We start from the raw sequence: 14,425 nt of genomic DNA on the forward strand, positions 1-14,425 counted from the left end.
CGGTCGGATCACGCGAAATCGCTGGTTTCGGCTACATTTGCCATCATTCTTCCGGCCCATCGGAAGGAGACGACGCCATGCTGCAACTGCGCCCGAACTGCGAATGCTGCGACCGCGACTTAGGCCCGCAATCGCGCGAGGCCCTGATCTGCACCTTCGAATGCACCTTCTGCAGCGACTGCGCCGAGACGCGCTTCGCCGGCACCTGCCCGAACTGCGGCGGCGATCTCGTGCGCCGGCCGATCAGGCCGGAGCGCATGCTGGAGAAATACCCGGCCTCGACGGAGCGCATGCGCAAGCCGCATCCGCAATGCGCGGCGGCTTGAGTTGGATTGGCGCTGAAACAAGGCCCATGCTAGCCAGAGCGCGATGACGACCGCCCAGCCTCAATTTTGGATCGTTGCCGGCCCCAACGGGGTCGGCAAGACGACTTACGCTTTCCGGCATATCAAGGCCGTCTCGGGCAGTACGCGTTTCGTCAATCTCGATGAGATCGCGCGTGGCCTCTCGCCGCTCGACCCCTCGATGGAGCAGCAGCGCGCCGCGCGCGTGGCGCTGGAGTTGACCCGCTCGCTGATCGCCGACCAGCGGTCATTCTCAATCGAGACCACGCTTTCGGGCAAGACCCATCTGCGCACGATCGAAGCCGCGCGGGAGGCCGGGTTCGTCGTCAACCTGCTCTATTTTCTGGTCGCCAGCCCGGACATCTCGCTGGCACGTATCGCCCGCCGCGTCAGCGAAGGCGGGCACGATGTCGCCGAAGCCGATGTGCGCCGCCGCTTCGAGCGCTCGATTGCCAACCTACCTGCCTATATCGGTACGGTCGATCAATGGCGCGCGCCCGAAAGTCATCGCGGAAGGACGACGCGGCTGCGCATCCCTGATCGAGCGGGAGGGCGATCTACCCCAAGCCTTATGGGCGGTGCTGGAATCGCTGCCGCCCTGCAAGGAAGGCTGAGAAACCTCAGCTCGCCTGCTTCACCGCGATGCCCTTTTCCTCGAAAAGCTGCTGCAATTCGCCGGCCTGGAACATCTCGCGGGTGATGTCGCAGCCGCCGATGAACTCGCCCTTGACGTAGAGCTGCGGGATCGTCGGCCAGTTCGAATAGGCCTTGATGCCCTCGCGGATCTCCTGATCCTCCAGCACGTTGACGCCCTTGAAAGGCACGCCGACATAGCCGAGAATCTGCACGACCTGGCCGGAGAAGCCGCACATCGGGAATTGCGGCGTGCCCTTCATGAAGAGCACCACGTCGCTGCTTTTCACTTCGGCATCGATACGGGCGTTGACGTCGGACATCGTCTGTCTCCTGAAGCGGGTTCAAGGCCCGCCGGATGGTTTCGTTCTAATCTTGGGGAACGCTCGTCGTCAGCGCAAGGGCGTGCAGCACGCCGCCCATATTCCCCTGGAGCGCGGCATAGACCATCTGATGCTGCTGCACCCGGGTCTTGCCCTTGAAGGCGGTCGAGGTCACCGTCGCGGCATAGTGGTCGCCGTCGCCGGCGAGATCCTTGATCTCGACCGCCGCATCCGGCAGCGCCGCCTTGATCATCCGCTCGATTTCGTGGGCATCCATCGCCATGGTCTTGTCTCCTCAGGCTGCCTTGCCGGCCATGTAGGACGGCAACCAGTCTTCGTGGATCTTGCGGAGATCGGCGATCGCCAGCGCGGGCTCGCCCGGCAGCGCAAGCGAAATGCCTCCGGTGCGGCCGATCGCGAGCGCCGGCACACCGGCCGCCTTGGCTTCACCGAGGATCGCCTCGGCCTGCGCGGCGGGAACCGCCAGGACATAGCGCGCCTGATCCTCGCCGAAGAGCGCGGCATGGACCGGGCCGGCGGGCAGCGTCTCGACGGTAGCGCCGATGCCCCTGGCCATCGCCATCTCGGCAAGCGCAACCGCAAGGCCGCCATCCGAGAGATCGTGGCAGGTGGTGACCCGGCCTGCCGCGATCAGCCCGCGCACGAAATCGCCGTTGCGGCGCTCGATCGCGAGATCGACCGGCGGCGGCGCGCCCTCTTCGCGGCCGCAGACGGTGGCGAGATAAGAGCTCTGGCCGAGCCAGCCCTGCGTCTCGCCGATCAGGATGATCGCCTCGCCCTCGGTCTTGAAGGCGACGGTCGCATGCTTGGTCACATCGGCCATGACGCCGACGCCGCCGATGGTCGGGGTCGGCAGGATCGAGATGCCGTTGGTCTCGTTGTAGAGAGAGACGTTGCCGGAGACGACGGGGAAGTCGAGCGCCTTGCAGGCCTCGCCGATGCCGCGCACGCAGCCGACGAACTGGCCCATCACCTCCGGCTTCTCGGGGTTGCCGAAATTGAGGTTGTCGGTGATGGCGAGCGGGGTCGCGCCCACTGCCGTGAGGTTGCGCCAGGCTTCGGCCACGGCCTGCTTGCCGCCCTCGAAGGGATCGGCCTCGCAATAGCGCGGCGTCACGTCGGCGGTCATGGCGAGACCCCTCGGGCCGTCCTCGATGCGGATCACGCCGGCATCGCCGCCGGGCGTCACCGCCGAATTGCCGAGGATCAGCGTGTCGTACTGCTCCCAGATCCAGCGCTTGGACGACAGGTCCGGAGAGCCGAGCAGCGTCTTCAGCGCCTCGGCATTGCCGCAGGGCGGCGTCACGCTCTCCGGCGCGATGCGCTGCTGCAGCTCGGTCTCGATCCAGGGCCGGTCGTATTCCGGGGCCTCGTCGCCGAGCTCCTTGATCGGCAGGTCGGCCATGACCTCGCCCTGGTGCTTCACGACGAAGCGCAGCGTGTCGGTGGTGTGGCCGATGACGGCGAAGTCCAGGCCCCATTTCTTGAAGATCGCCTCGGCGGCGTCCTCATGGCCCGGCTTGATCACCATGAGCATGCGCTCCTGGCTCTCGGAGAGCATCATTTCATAGGCGCTCATGCCCTCCTCGCGGCAGGGCACCTTGTCGAGGTCGAGCTCGACGCCGAGATCGCCCTTGGCGCCCATCTCGACGGCCGAACAGGTCAGGCCCGCCGCGCCCATGTCCTGGATCGCGTCGACATGGCCGGCGGCCATGATCTCGAGGCAGGCTTCGAGCAGCAGCTTCTCGGCGAAGGGGTCGCCGACCTGCACGGTCGGGCGCTTCTCCTCCGACTTGTCGTCGAATTCGGCCGAGGCCATGGTCGCGCCGTGGATGCCGTCGCGGCCGGTCTTCGATCCCAGATAGACGATCGCCTTACCGACGCCGGAGGCCTTGGCGTAGAAGATCTCGTCGGCCTGTGCGATGCCGACCGCCATGGCGTTGACCAGGATGTTGCCGTCATAGCGGGTGTGGAAGCCAGTCGCGCCGCCGACATTCGGTACGCCGAAGGAATTGCCATAGCCGCCGATGCCGGCCACGACGCCGGAGACGAGGTGGCGGGTCTTCGGATGGGCGGGATCGCCGAAGCGCAACGCGTCGAGCACCGCGATCGGCCGCGCGCCCATGGTGAAGACGTCGCGCAGGATGCCGCCGACGCCCGTCGTCGCGCCCTGATAGGGCTCGATGAAGGACGGGTGGTTGTGGCTCTCCATCTTGAAGACGATGGCCGTGCCCTCGCCGATATCGATGACGCCGGCATTCTCGCCCGGTCCCTGGATCACCCAGGGCGCCTTGGTCGGCAGCGTCTTCAGATGGATCTTCGACGATTTGTAGGAGCAATGCTCGTTCCACATCGCCGAGACGATGCCGAGCTCGGTGATCGTCGGCTCTCGGCCGATCAGATGCAGGAAGCGCTGATACTCGTCCGGCTTCAGGCCGTGCTCGGCGACGAGCTGCGGGGTGATCTTGATATCGTTCGGAATCACGGGCTCAGGGTTCCTGGCGGTCCGGCGAGGGGGTTTGGCAGGGGCATAGCCTGCCTCGGCGCGCGAGACAACGCATTCGGCCCCGGCGGTTGTGCTTCCAACGTCAATGTGTATAATTTTCAAATACCATACACATTGCGAATTCCGGCGGAGTTGGCTGATGCGGACCAATATCGAACTGGACGATACGCTCCTCGCAGAAGCGATGAAGGCGACCGGCTTGCCGACCAAGCGCGCCACAGTCGAGGAGGCGTTGCGCATCGTCGTCAGGCAACATCGTCAGCGTCACGCTCTGGAAGAACTCAGCGGCCTCGGCTGGGAAGGCGACCTCGACGCGATGCGGCAGGACATCGTCGAGCCGGATCACCGGTGATCGTCGTCGACTCGTCGGTCTGGATCGCTTTGCTGCGTGGCGAGATTTCGCGCGGCTTCACCGTGCTGCGATCCCTGGAGAACACCGGGGAGATCCTCGTCGGGGATATCGTTCTCCTCGAAATCCTGCGTGGCGCTCGCGATGAAGCGCACGCCGCGGCGATCGAAGAACGGATCCGCCAATTTGCCATGGTGGCCATGCTGTCGCCAGCCCTCGCTGTGCGGGCTGCATGGCATTATCGAGAGCTCCGCAAACGGAGCATCACCGTGCGCAAAACCGCTGACCTGATCATTGCGGCCTTCTGTATCGAGCACCGCCACCTTCTGCTCCATCAGGATCGCGATTTCGATCCATTTGCCGCCCATTGCGGCTTGCAGCTCGCCTGAATCGTTACATGGCAGCCAGCGCGGCCCGGAGCGGCGCGGGAATCGGCACGGGCCTCTGCCCGGCGCGCTCGACATAGACATGGGTGAAGCGCCCCTGCGCCGCCGCCTGCTCGCCGCCCTGCCGGAAGATGCCGATGCGGTAGGTGACCGAACTGTTGCCCAGCCGCTCGACAGCGATCCCCACCTCGACGATCTCGGGAAAGGCGACGCTCTCGAAATAGGTGCAGGCCGTCTCGACCACGAGGCCGACGATCTCGCTCGTCGCCGGGTCGAGGAAGCCGCCCTCGATCAGCCAGGCGTTCACCGCCGTATCGAACCAGCCATAATAGACGACATTGTTGACGTGGCCGAAGACGTCGTTGTCGTGCCAGCGCGTTGGGATCGCGCGGAAGACGCGGAAATCGCCGCGTGACAGGCGCGGCTGGCGCTCAGCCATTGCCGCCCCCCGGTTTCTCGCCGGCTTTGATCTCCGGCACGCCGAGCGCATCGGCAAGTCTCGCCTTGGCCGAGCCCGGCCGCAGCGGCTTCTGCTGGCTCTCATGCGGCGCCCAACCGGAGACCCAGACGAATTCGAAGGTCGCCGGCAGGCGCCCGTCCGGATCGGCGAAGCGTTCGGCATAGAGCGCGGCCGCGCGCAGCAGCGTCTCCCGCCGTAGCGGCGCCTTGCGGCGCGCGACGAGCGCATTGGTCCAGCCCATGGCCCTGAGGTCGCGGAACAGGCCGAAGGCATCGCGATACCGCACCGTCACCGCCTCGCTGTCGACGACGGGCAGGGCGAAGCCCGCACGCTGCAGGAGCCCGCCGAGATCGCGCAGATCGGCGAAGGGCGCGACGCGGGGGCTCACGCCGCCGGCGGTCTCGCTCTCCGCTTCCAGCAAGACCTGCCTCAATTCCTGCAGGGTTCGGCCACCGAGCAGGCAACCCATGAACAGCCCGTCAGGCCTCAGCGCACGCTTGATCTGGATCAGCGCCCCCGGCAGGTCGTTGACGCCATGCAATGCCAGTAGCGAGACGGCGAGGTCGAGCGAACCCGCCCCAAAGGGCAGGCGTTCGAGATCGCCAATGAGATCGGCGCCCGGGCCTTGGGCTTCCGCCATGCGCAGAAACCAACCGGCCTTGCCCGCCAGCACCGGGCCGACGACGGGAAGCGGCGTGCCGAGATCGGCCGCGATCGCGAACTGCCTGAGCACCGCGCTAAGCCGCTCCTCCAGATCACCAGCCGCGCGCTGCAGCAGGAAATCCGGATAGCCCTGCGCGAGCGCACGCCGCAGCCGCGAACGGCCAAGCGTGCGGTCGAAGACGAGGCTGTTGTCGCTCAACCGCGCATTCCCTGCGTCGCTGTGTCCGGCTCAGCGATCGAGCAGCTTTTCGATCTCGGCGCGCAATTGCGGCCCGAGGTCGCCGCGGTCGAGCGCATAGGCGACGTTAGCCGCCAGGAAGCCGATTTTCGAGCCGGCATCGTAGATCTCGCCATCGAAGCGCACCGCGAAGAACGGCTCCAGATGCGACAGCGCGATCATCGAATCGGTGAGCTGGATCTCGCCGCCCGCGCCGGTCTCCTGGTTCGCGAGCAGGTTGAAGATCGTCGGCTGCAGGATATAGCGGCCCGAAATATGCAGGTTCGAAGGCGCGGTTCCCTTGGGCGGCTTTTCGACCATGCTGGTGATCTTCGAGACCTTGGCCTTGGCGTCCTCGACGCCGACGATGCCGTACTGGTGCGTCTGGTCGTCCGGCACCGGCGCGACGGCGATATGGTTGCCGCCATGCCGGTCATAGGCCTCGATCATCTCGGCGAGGCAGCCCTTGCCCTGGCTGTAATGCAGCATGTCCGGCAGCAGCAGCGCGAACGGCTCCTCGCCGACGAGCTCGCGCGCGCACCAGACGGCGTGGCCGAGGCCGAGCGGCGCCTGCTGACGGGTAAAGCTGGTGGCGCCGGCGGCCGGCAGATCGGCCTTCAGCGCTTCGAGTTCCTTGATCTTGTTGCGCTTGGCGAGCGTGTCGTCGAGCTCATAGGCGAGATCGAAGTGATCCTCGATCACCGCCTTGTTGCGGCCAGTGACGAAGATGAAGTGCTCGATGCCGGCGGCGCGCGCCTCATCCACCACATGCTGCACGACCGGGCGGTCGACGATGGTGAGCATCTCCTTCGGGATCGCCTTGGTGGCGGGCAGGAAGCGGGTGCCGAGACCAGCGACGGGGAGAACGGCCTTGCGGATGCGTTTCGTCATGCAAAATCCATTGGGCGCGAATGCCTTTGCCGAAGCCAGGCGTGGTGGGGAAGGCCGTACAACTGTCATGGTTGCCGGCCATCTGGGATATTAGCTGACAGGCCTTGAGAACCCGTCAACGGTTTTTCGATAGGCCGTGTTCCCGACGAAGATGAGGCGAGAGAGACGATGGCAGTATTGGTTTCCGGCGGCGCCGGCTACATCGGCAGCCATATGGTGCTGGAATTGCTCGATCGCGGCGAGAAGGTCGTGGTCCTCGACAATCTCTCCACCGGCTTCTGGTGGGCGGTCCCGCCCGAGGCGGTCTTCGTCCAGGGCGATATCGGCGACCAGGAACTGGTCGAATCGCTGATCGCCGAGCACGGCGTGACGGAGCTGGCGCATTTCGCGGCCCGGATCGTGGTTCCTGAATCGGTCAGCGACCCCCTAGGCTACTATTTCAACAATACCGTGAAGACGCGCGCCCTGATCGAGAGCGCGGTCCGGGGCGGCGTGAAGCACGTCATCTTCTCCTCCACCGCAGCGGTCTATGGCGAGCCGCCGGTCTCGCCGGTCCCCGAGGAGATCGCGCTCAACCCGATCAACCCCTATGGCCGCTCCAAGCTGATGAGCGAGTGGATGCTGCAGGATGCGGCGAAGGCACACGGCTTCACCTATATCGCGCTGCGCTATTTCAACGTCGCCGGCGCCGACCCGAAGCTGCGCTCCGGCCAGTCCTCGCCGAACGCGACGCATCTCATCAAGGTCGCGAGCCAGGCGGCGCTCGGCCAGCGCGACGGCCTGACCGTCTTCGGCACCGACTATGCGACGCCGGACGGCACCTGCGTGCGCGACTATATCCACGTCACCGACCTCGCCCGCGCCCATCTCGCTGCGCTCGACCATCTGCGCGGCGGCGCAGAAAGCCTGACGCTGAACTGCGGCTATGGCCGCGGCTATTCAGTCAAGGAGGTCGTCGAGGTCGTGAAGAAGGTTTCAGGGATCGACTTCCCGGTCGTCCTCGCCGAGCGCCGCGCCGGCGACCCGGCCTCGCTGATCGCCCGCGCCGATCGCATCCGGACCGAACTCGGCTGGCAGCCGGAGCATGACGATCTCGAGGAGATCGTCGGCCAGGCCCTGGCTTGGGAGGAGAAGCTCAGGACGCGCAACGCCTCGGCCTGAGCTGCAGGACATGTTGAGCGGTGCGCCTCCGCTCAGGAGGCTGCCCGCTCCTCCGCCGGCTCGCGCACTTCGAGCACGGTCAGGCGCTTGACGTCGCCGGAACGCGTCGTCCAGTCGATCGAGCGCCCGGCCGCCATGCCGAGCAGCGCGACGCCGATCGGCGTCATCACCGAGACGCGGTTCTTCTCGATATCGGCGTCCTGCGGCCAGACTAGCCTCAGCGTGGTCTCCCGCTTGGTGCTCTCGTCGCGATAGACGATCTCGCTGCCGATGTGGGCATGGTCGGCGGAGACCCGCCCCTCCGGCAGGATGCGGGCGCGGTCGAGCTCATAGGTCAGCTCGGCGGCGAGCTCCGGCATGGTGTGAGCGGCGCCGGCTGCGATCCGGCTCAGCATGGCATGATCGGTGGCCGTGACGGTGATGGCAGGACGCTTGGCGGTCATGGACTGGGTCTTTCATCGAAAGCGAGCGCCCGCCCTCGGACAACAAGCCGCACGGCATCTCAGGGTCGAACTCGCAGGTAAACGATAGAGAGGGAGCGCCCCCCGAACCGGAGGCGACAAGCGCGACAGGCCCGGGGCTAGAAGCCCGCGATCAGGTTGCCCGAGCGGTGCAGACCGCGGCGGAAGGGGGAGGCGCTGTTCATCGGGAAAGATTCGGGCAATCGCCCCGCCTTGTCAAATCACGAACGCATCGTCGCACTCGCTCCCGGCTTAACCTTTGGTTAATCTTGTTCAGGCGCTGTGATGGGGTTTCCATCCAGCATCCGCCGGGAGTGTCCATGCGCCTGTCCGTCATCGCAGCTTCGGCCGTGATCAGCCTGGCGCCGGCGCTGGCGCAGACGACCGGCTCGATCAACGTCTCCGGCGCGCATGCCCGCAATGCGCAGGCGACGCCGGCGAGTGCCTCCTTCGACATTTTCCTCCAGCGGCTCTGGCCGCAGGCACAGGCACGCGGCATCTCGCGCGCGACCTTCGACCTCGCCTTCCGCGGCGTGACGCCGGATGCCTCCATCGTCGCGCTGACGAAGAAGCAGTCCGAGTTCAGCGCGCCGATCTGGAACTATCTGGAGAACGCCGTCGGCGGCGCCCGCATCCAGCGCGGCCGCGACGCTGCGGCAGAGAACGCCAGCGTGCTCGCCCAGGTCGAAGCGCGCTATGGCGTGCCCAAGGAGGTCGTTCTCGGCGTCTGGGGCATGGAGACCAATTACGGCTCCTTCAAGGGCGGCAAGGACGTCATCCGCTCGCTCGCCACCCTCGCCTCGATCCGCTACCGCGGCGACTTCTTCCGCGACGAGTTGCTGACCGCGCTCGAATTGATCGAGAAGGGCTATGTCGAGCGCAGCGAACTGCGCGGCTCCTGGGCCGGCGCCATGGGCCACACCCAGTTCATGCCGTCGAGCTATATGAAATACGCGGTCGACTGGACCGGAAACGGCCATGCCGACATCTGGAACTCGTCGAGCGACGCCATCGCCTCCACCGCCAACTACCTCAAGGGCTATGGCTGGGTGCCGGGCCTGCCCTGGGGCCTGGAGGTGGCACTGCCTGCAGGCTTCGACCACCGCCTCAACAAGGCAAGCTTCTCCGCCTTCGCCTCTGCCGGCGTGCGCCGCGCCGACGGCCGCAGCCTGCCCTCCTCCGGCGAAGCCCGCCTGTTCTATCCGGCCGGGCATAGCGGGCCGGTGATGCTGCTGACCGCGAATTTCGACGTGATCAAGAAGTACAACTCCTCGGACGCCTATGCACTGGCCGTCGGCCATCTCGGCGACCGCATCGTCGGCCGCCCGGCGATCCAGGCCGACTGGCCGCTCAAGGCCGCCCGCCTCGACATGGCCGCGACCAAGGACCTGCAGCTCCGGCTCAAGGCGCTAGGCCTCTACGATCACGATGCCGATGGGCGCATCGGCACCGGCACGCGCGAGGCCGTGCGCCAGTACCAGATCAGCGCCGGCGAGATCCCCGACGGCTACCCGACGCCCGCTTTGCTGGCGCGGATGCGCGGCAAGCGCTGACTTCCGCGTCCTCCCGCCCTATATTAGGGGAGATACGAAGTGCTGGACCGGATTGGCCGATGCGTCTGCGTTCGCTCGCCGTGGTTCTCTGTGCCGCCTGCCTGCTGCTCATCACCGGCGGGCCGGTTTCGCTCGCCCAGCAACAGCAGCGCAACCTGTTCCAGATGTTCTGGCAATTGCCGGCAGCGCCGCAGCGCGCCGCGCCGCAGCCGCGCCAGCGCATAGCGCCAGCCATCCGCCGCCGCGAGGCCCCCGTCGTCGTCCGCGATGATCCGGTCATCCCCAAGGTCGATGTCACCAATCACATCGTGGTGATGGGTGACTCCCTCGCCAATCTGCTGGCTGGTGGCCTCGACGATGCCCTGAACAACCGCCCCGATGTCGAGGTGATCCGCAAGGCCAAGCCGGATTCCGGCCTCGTTCGCACGGATTTCTACGATTGGCCGAAGGCCGTCTCCGACATCCTGGCCGGCGACCAGAAGATCGGCATCGGCGTCATGCTGGTCGGCCTCAACGACCGCCAGCCGATCCGCGAGGGCGAGACCGTCCATGAGCCGCTGAGCCCGCGCTGGCTCGAGCTCTACCGCGACCGGGTCGACATCATCGCCAATGCCTTCGCCTCCCGGCGCATCCCCCTGATCTGGGTCGGTGCGCCGCCGGTGCAGAACGGACGGCTCTCGGCCGATTTCGTCAGCTTCAACGAGCTCTACCGCCAGCGCGTCGAAAAAGCCGGCGGCCAGTATGTCGATCTCTGGGGCGGCTTCGTCGATGCCGAGAACCGCTATACCGCGACAGGCCCGGACGTCTCCGGCCAGCCGACGCGGCTGCGCCTCGGCGACGGCATCCATTTCACCGTGGCCGGTGCCCGCAAGGCGGCGCATTTCGTCGATCTCGTCATCCGCCGCATCATCGAGGCCGCCCCGCAGAACAGCGTGATCGCCCTGCCCGTCTCGCCAGAGACCGGAGCCCCCTCGGCGCCGGAGCTGCAGGCCGGCGGCGTCGAGCGGCTGATCGACCAGATGGTCGCCGGCATGCCGACGATCGGCCTGCCCCAGGCCCTGCAGGCGCGCCCGCTGGCCGGGCCGATCCAGCCGCTCACCGGCCAGGCCGCGACGACCGAGCAGCCGCTGCTGGCCTCGATCACCGAGGCGCGCGGGCGCGGTGACGCCGCGATGCAGCTGGAGCGCGTCTTCGGCCAGGGCATCGCGCCCGATCCGGTCCCCGGCCGGCTCGACGATTATCGCTGGCCGCGCTGAGCGGCGGAGCGATCAGCCCGCCATCAGCCTGTCGAAGACCGGGTCGGGATCGTCGGCCTCGACCAGCCTCTTCCCGTCGATCACCCAGATCCGCGTCGCCACGGCGCGGACGAAGGCGCGGTCATGGCTGACCAGCAGGCAGGCCGCCCCGTGCGCGACCAGTTCCGCCTGGAGCATGTCCTGCCCCTCGATGTCGAGATGGTTGGTCGGCTCATCCAGCAGGAAGAAGTTCGGCTGGGCCAGACGCAAAAGCAGCAAGGCGAGCCGCGCCCTCTGCCCGCCCGAAAGGCGCGCGGTCGGCGCCGCCTGAGCTTCGCTCGCGATTCCGGCTCCCGAGAGCAGGGTGCGCGCCAGTTGATCGCCGAGATCGCTCGACCCCTTCACCGCCGCCCAAGGCGTCGGCCAGGCATCGAGCTGCGAGAGCGCCTGGTCGGAACAGCCGGCCTTTAGGCTCGCCGCGCCCCGGATCTCCGGATCCGATCCATCGAGCGCGGCGCGCAGCCGCTCGACCAGCCGCGTCTTGCCCGTGCCGTTCGCGCCGAGCAGGGCGACCCGATCGCCGTTCTCTATCCAGAACTGCCCGGTGCGGAACAACGAGCGTCCGTCCGGGGCGGCGATCGCCGTGTCCTTGATCGAAACCAGCGCCTTGGCATGGCTGCCGCTATTGGTCAGCCGGATCGCCCCGGCCGAGCGCTCCTTATGCGCCGGCCGCGCGCTGTCCTCCAGCCTGTCGGCCCGCTCGGACAATTGCTTGGTCTTGACCACCAGCAGATCGGAGCCGGAATTGATGCCGATGTTCTTGAGCTTCGCCGCCTGCTGCCGGATCGCCCGAACCTTGCGCATGTCGTTCTCGAACTGCCGGCCCCGCGCCGCATCGCGCTCCTCCAACGCCTGCAGGGCGCGCGTGTAAGGCAGAGAGAAATCGGCGCTTTCCGCCGGGCGCAGGAACAGCGTGCGGCTGCTGACATCGTCGAGAAAGGCGCGGTCATGGCTCGCCGCCACCACGGCGCAGTCACGCGGCAGGGCCGCGAGGAAGCGTTCGAGCACGCCGATCCGCTCGAGATCGAGATGGTTGGTCGGCTCGTCGAGCAGCAGCAGATCGGGCTCGACCACCGCCGCCCGCACCAGCAGCATCGCTCGCTGCCAGCCACCGGAGAGCGCGCGGACAGGGCGGCTGCGCAAGCCCTCGTCGACGGCGAGATCGTCGAGCAGGACATCGACCCGCCAGCCCTCGGTTTCCGCGGTCTCGACGTCCAACGCGTCGCGCACGGCATCGTGGAAGCTCAAGGCCAGAAGATGGGCGGGCGGGTCCTGCGGCGCGAAGGCGGTGACGAGACCGCGGGCGCGGGTGACGCTGCCGGCCGTGGCCTCTTCCTCTCCCGCCATGATGCGCAGGAGCGAGGACTTGCCGCGTCCATTGGCGGCGACGAGGCCGAGGCGGTCTCCCTTGGCGATGGCGAGGTCGAGGCCGGCGAACAGGGGCTCGCTGCGGGCGAGCGAAAGGTCTTTCAGGGCAATCAGGGACATCGGAATCTCATGCGATCAGGCAAGCGCGGCAAGCCGCGCCGAAAAATGCTGACGACGAGACGGCGATGCGTTCCCGGTCAGCCCCGCGAGGGGAAGCGCGGGGCGAAAACAGGTCCTCGGGTGCGATAGCGGAAGCTGCGGTAGAACACCGGCTTCCCGTTCTGGCTCGACTCCATGGTGCCGATCATAGCCGCGCCGGCGCGGCTGAACAGTGCTTCCGCGACATGGCCACCCAGGCCTGTATGCGGGAGCCCGCTTTCGGCATGCTGGTGGAACTGCCCACGCCGCATCGGATTGTTGGTTCGCAGAGGAGGCCATGCGATGCCCAGATTCGTGACGATCGGCTATGGCGACCGGGCGGGGTATGACCGCATCGCGCCCGATATCCGCGATGCGGCTCACGCTCAGGATGCGGTACTCGCCAAACGCGGCGCCTTGATCGGCATCGCCGGCCAGCCTGTCCGGGTGCGCAATCCCGATGCAGCCGGAGTGCGGACCGAGGAGGGTTCCTTCATGGCGTCGCAACTGCCGGTGGCCGGGTTCGCCATCATCGAAGCGGCCGATCTCGCCGAGGTCATCGATCTCGTTTCGCGGACGCCCTGTTCGGTCGCGCATGGCGTCGTGGAAGTCTGGCCTCTTGAAGAGCGGGGATAGCCGGCAGCCCCGATGCCGCTATAACTCTGCAGCCATCGTCGGCGGAACGCTGGATAGCGCACGCGCATTCCCTATCCGGGTGCGTCGTCGAGGCTGGTCACAAGACACTTGCGAGGGCACGCGACATTGCGCCGGAATGGCGTCAGAAGCGAAAGGACAAGCAATGGCTACCGCCAAGAACACGATCTGCCTGTGGTTCGACAAGGACGCCGAGGCCGCCGCCCGCTTCTACGCCGAGACCTTTCCCGACAGCACGGTGGGAGCCGTCCACCGCGCCCCCAGCGACTACCCCTCCGGCAAGGCAGGCGACGTGCTGACGGTCGAATTCACCGTCGCCGGCATCCCCTGCATCGGGCTCAATGGCGGGCCGGCGTTCAAGCACAGCGAAGCCTTCTCGTTCCAGATCGCCACTGACGACCAGCAGGAGACCGATCGCCTGTGGAGCGCCATCGTCGGCAATAACGGCCGGGAAAGCGCCTGCGGCTGGTGCAAGGACAAATGGGGCATCTCCTGGCAGATCACGCCGCGTGTGCTGACCGAGGCGATGGCGGCCGGCGGCGAGGAGGCCAAGCGAGCCTTCGCCGCGATGATGGACATGACGAAGATCGACGTCGCCGCGATCGAGGCGGCCCGGCGCGGCTGATATCCGCGTCTCGCGAACAGCTAACCCCGCGCGATCAGCCCCAGCAGGTCGCGCAGGTTTCGCACATCCGGGTCGGAGCTGCCGCCGCGGCCAAGACTGACCGGCACGCCCGACAGCTTGGCGTGCATCACCTCCTTGGGCGTCAGGCCGAACTCCTTCCTGAAGGAGCGGCTGAAGCTCGACGGGTCCAGAAAGCCCAGGCCCTCGGCGATCACCGAGACCGAGCGGGAATTGGCGCCGTTCGACAGCTCGGCGAAACACTGCTTCAGGCGCCGCCGCTGGATGTAGTTCTTCACGCCGCCCTCGCTTTCGAGCAGTCGATAGAGCTGCGAGCGCGACATGCCGGCCTCCCGGCACAGGAAATCCGGTCCGAGCGA

Annotated in this window: 19 protein-coding genes (1 of these 19 only partly in view); 9 read left to right on the plus strand and 10 right to left on the minus strand. The window is 66.9% G+C overall.

Annotation, left to right across the window (positions count from 1 at the left end; translation table 11 throughout):
• The first annotated feature begins 77 nt into the window (after window positions 1-77).
• Complete coding sequence (locus AC1DVA_RS12425; protein WP_476806072.1) at window positions 78-326, plus strand: DUF1272 domain-containing protein; 249 nt, start codon at window positions 78-80, stop codon at window positions 324-326.
• A 43-nt stretch (window positions 327-369) separates the two neighbouring features.
• Window positions 370-1,044: an ATPase gene (locus tag AC1DVA_RS12430; RefSeq protein WP_476806073.1), complete on the plus strand. Its 675-nt coding sequence runs from the start codon at window positions 370-372 to the stop codon at window positions 1,042-1,044.
• On the opposite strand, the gene grxD is transcribed toward AC1DVA_RS12430, so the two are convergent.
• Genes grxD through purL form a run of 3 tightly spaced genes read right to left on the minus strand, consistent with a single transcriptional unit; the run spans window position 965 to window position 3,806 of the window.
• Window positions 965-1,300, minus strand: coding sequence for a Grx4 family monothiol glutaredoxin (grxD, locus tag AC1DVA_RS12435; RefSeq protein ID WP_265050070.1), 336 nt, complete (start codon window positions 1,298-1,300; stop codon window positions 965-967). The genes AC1DVA_RS12430 and grxD overlap by 80 nt on opposite strands.
• Before the next feature lie 46 nt (window positions 1,301-1,346).
• The gene (locus tag AC1DVA_RS12440; protein WP_476806074.1) at window positions 1,347-1,583 is read right to left on the minus strand and encodes a BolA/IbaG family iron-sulfur metabolism protein; all 237 of its coding nucleotides are present in this window, start codon (window positions 1,581-1,583) and stop codon (window positions 1,347-1,349) included.
• Window positions 1,584-1,595: 12 nt separating this feature from the next.
• Window positions 1,596-3,806 carry a phosphoribosylformylglycinamidine synthase subunit PurL gene (gene purL, locus AC1DVA_RS12445; protein ID WP_476806075.1) on the minus strand — a complete coding sequence of 737 codons (2,211 nt, stop codon included), beginning with the start codon at window positions 3,804-3,806 and terminating at the stop codon, window positions 1,596-1,598.
• Between the two features lie 160 nt (window positions 3,807-3,966).
• On the opposite strand from purL, the gene AC1DVA_RS12450 reads away from it, so the two are divergent.
• Both AC1DVA_RS12450 and vapC read left to right on the plus strand, forming a co-directional pair.
• Window positions 3,967-4,179: a type II toxin-antitoxin system VapB family antitoxin gene (locus tag AC1DVA_RS12450; protein ID WP_265050073.1), complete on the plus strand. Its 213-nt coding sequence runs from the start codon at window positions 3,967-3,969 to the stop codon at window positions 4,177-4,179.
• Complete coding sequence (gene vapC / locus AC1DVA_RS12455; RefSeq protein WP_476806076.1) at window positions 4,176-4,565, plus strand: type II toxin-antitoxin system VapC family toxin; 390 nt, start codon at window positions 4,176-4,178, stop codon at window positions 4,563-4,565. The genes AC1DVA_RS12450 and vapC overlap by 4 nt, the downstream gene beginning before the upstream one ends.
• Window positions 4,566-4,569: 4 nt before the next feature.
• Here the strand turns inward: vapC and AC1DVA_RS12460 are convergent, their stop codons facing one another.
• Genes AC1DVA_RS12460 through AC1DVA_RS12470 form a run of 3 tightly spaced genes read right to left on the minus strand, consistent with a single transcriptional unit; the run spans window position 4,570 to window position 6,793 of the window.
• Window positions 4,570-5,001, minus strand: a complete 432-nt coding sequence (locus tag AC1DVA_RS12460) for an acyl-CoA thioesterase (RefSeq protein WP_476806077.1) — start codon at window positions 4,999-5,001, stop codon at window positions 4,570-4,572.
• Window positions 4,994-5,884, minus strand: coding sequence for a methyltransferase domain-containing protein (locus AC1DVA_RS12465; RefSeq protein ID WP_476806078.1), 891 nt, complete (start codon window positions 5,882-5,884; stop codon window positions 4,994-4,996). Before AC1DVA_RS12465 ends, AC1DVA_RS12460 begins: the two co-directional genes overlap by 8 nt.
• Before the next feature lie 30 nt (window positions 5,885-5,914).
• Entirely contained in the window at window positions 5,915-6,793 is an 879-nt protein-coding gene (locus tag AC1DVA_RS12470) for a UTP--glucose-1-phosphate uridylyltransferase (protein WP_476806079.1), read from the minus strand.
• 168 nt (window positions 6,794-6,961) lie between these two features.
• Here AC1DVA_RS12470 and galE point away from each other — a divergent pair, with 168 nt between their 5' ends.
• Complete coding sequence (galE, locus tag AC1DVA_RS12475) at window positions 6,962-7,954, plus strand: UDP-glucose 4-epimerase GalE (RefSeq protein ID WP_476806080.1); 993 nt, start codon at window positions 6,962-6,964, stop codon at window positions 7,952-7,954.
• A 32-nt stretch (window positions 7,955-7,986) separates the two neighbouring features.
• Here galE and rnk read toward each other — a convergent pair whose 3' ends face one another.
• Window positions 7,987-8,397: a nucleoside diphosphate kinase regulator gene (gene rnk, locus AC1DVA_RS12480; protein ID WP_476806081.1), complete on the minus strand. Its 411-nt coding sequence runs from the start codon at window positions 8,395-8,397 to the stop codon at window positions 7,987-7,989.
• A gap of 338 nt (window positions 8,398-8,735) precedes the next feature.
• On the opposite strand from rnk, the gene AC1DVA_RS12485 reads away from it, so the two are divergent.
• Together AC1DVA_RS12485 and AC1DVA_RS12490 are read left to right on the plus strand one after the other, a co-directional pair.
• Window positions 8,736-9,968 (plus strand): lytic murein transglycosylase, encoded by a 1,233-nt coding sequence (locus AC1DVA_RS12485; RefSeq protein WP_476806082.1) that lies wholly within the window; start codon window positions 8,736-8,738, stop codon window positions 9,966-9,968.
• A gap of 59 nt (window positions 9,969-10,027) precedes the next feature.
• A complete protein-coding gene (locus AC1DVA_RS12490; protein WP_476806083.1) occupies window positions 10,028-11,224 on the plus strand; it encodes an SGNH/GDSL hydrolase family protein in 1,197 nt (398 codons plus the stop codon).
• 12 nt (window positions 11,225-11,236) lie between these two features.
• Here AC1DVA_RS12490 and AC1DVA_RS12495 read toward each other — a convergent pair whose 3' ends face one another.
• Together AC1DVA_RS12495 and AC1DVA_RS12500 are read right to left on the minus strand one after the other, a co-directional pair.
• Window positions 11,237-12,751: an ATP-binding cassette domain-containing protein gene (locus AC1DVA_RS12495; RefSeq protein ID WP_476806084.1), complete on the minus strand. Its 1,515-nt coding sequence runs from the start codon at window positions 12,749-12,751 to the stop codon at window positions 11,237-11,239.
• A gap of 77 nt (window positions 12,752-12,828) precedes the next feature.
• Complete coding sequence (locus AC1DVA_RS12500; RefSeq protein ID WP_476806085.1) at window positions 12,829-13,041, minus strand: hypothetical protein; 213 nt, start codon at window positions 13,039-13,041, stop codon at window positions 12,829-12,831.
• 31 nt (window positions 13,042-13,072) lie between these two features.
• On the opposite strand from AC1DVA_RS12500, the gene AC1DVA_RS12505 reads away from it, so the two are divergent.
• Both AC1DVA_RS12505 and AC1DVA_RS12510 read left to right on the plus strand, forming a co-directional pair.
• A complete protein-coding gene (locus AC1DVA_RS12505) occupies window positions 13,073-13,405 on the plus strand; it encodes a YciI family protein (protein ID WP_476806086.1) in 333 nt (110 codons plus the stop codon).
• A gap of 163 nt (window positions 13,406-13,568) precedes the next feature.
• Complete coding sequence (locus tag AC1DVA_RS12510) at window positions 13,569-14,048, plus strand: VOC family protein (RefSeq protein WP_476806087.1); 480 nt, start codon at window positions 13,569-13,571, stop codon at window positions 14,046-14,048.
• A 20-nt stretch (window positions 14,049-14,068) separates the two neighbouring features.
• Here the strand turns inward: AC1DVA_RS12510 and AC1DVA_RS12515 are convergent, their stop codons facing one another.
• Window positions 14,069-14,425 carry the 3' end of a helix-turn-helix domain-containing protein gene (locus AC1DVA_RS12515; protein ID WP_476806088.1) on the minus strand. 666 nt of this gene lie beyond the right edge of the window, so the window shows 357 of its 1,023 coding nt (coding positions 667-1,023); its start codon lies off the right edge, out of view; its stop codon occupies window positions 14,069-14,071.

The sequence above is a fragment of the Allobosea sp. P4_C6 genome (genome assembly GCF_056402015.1).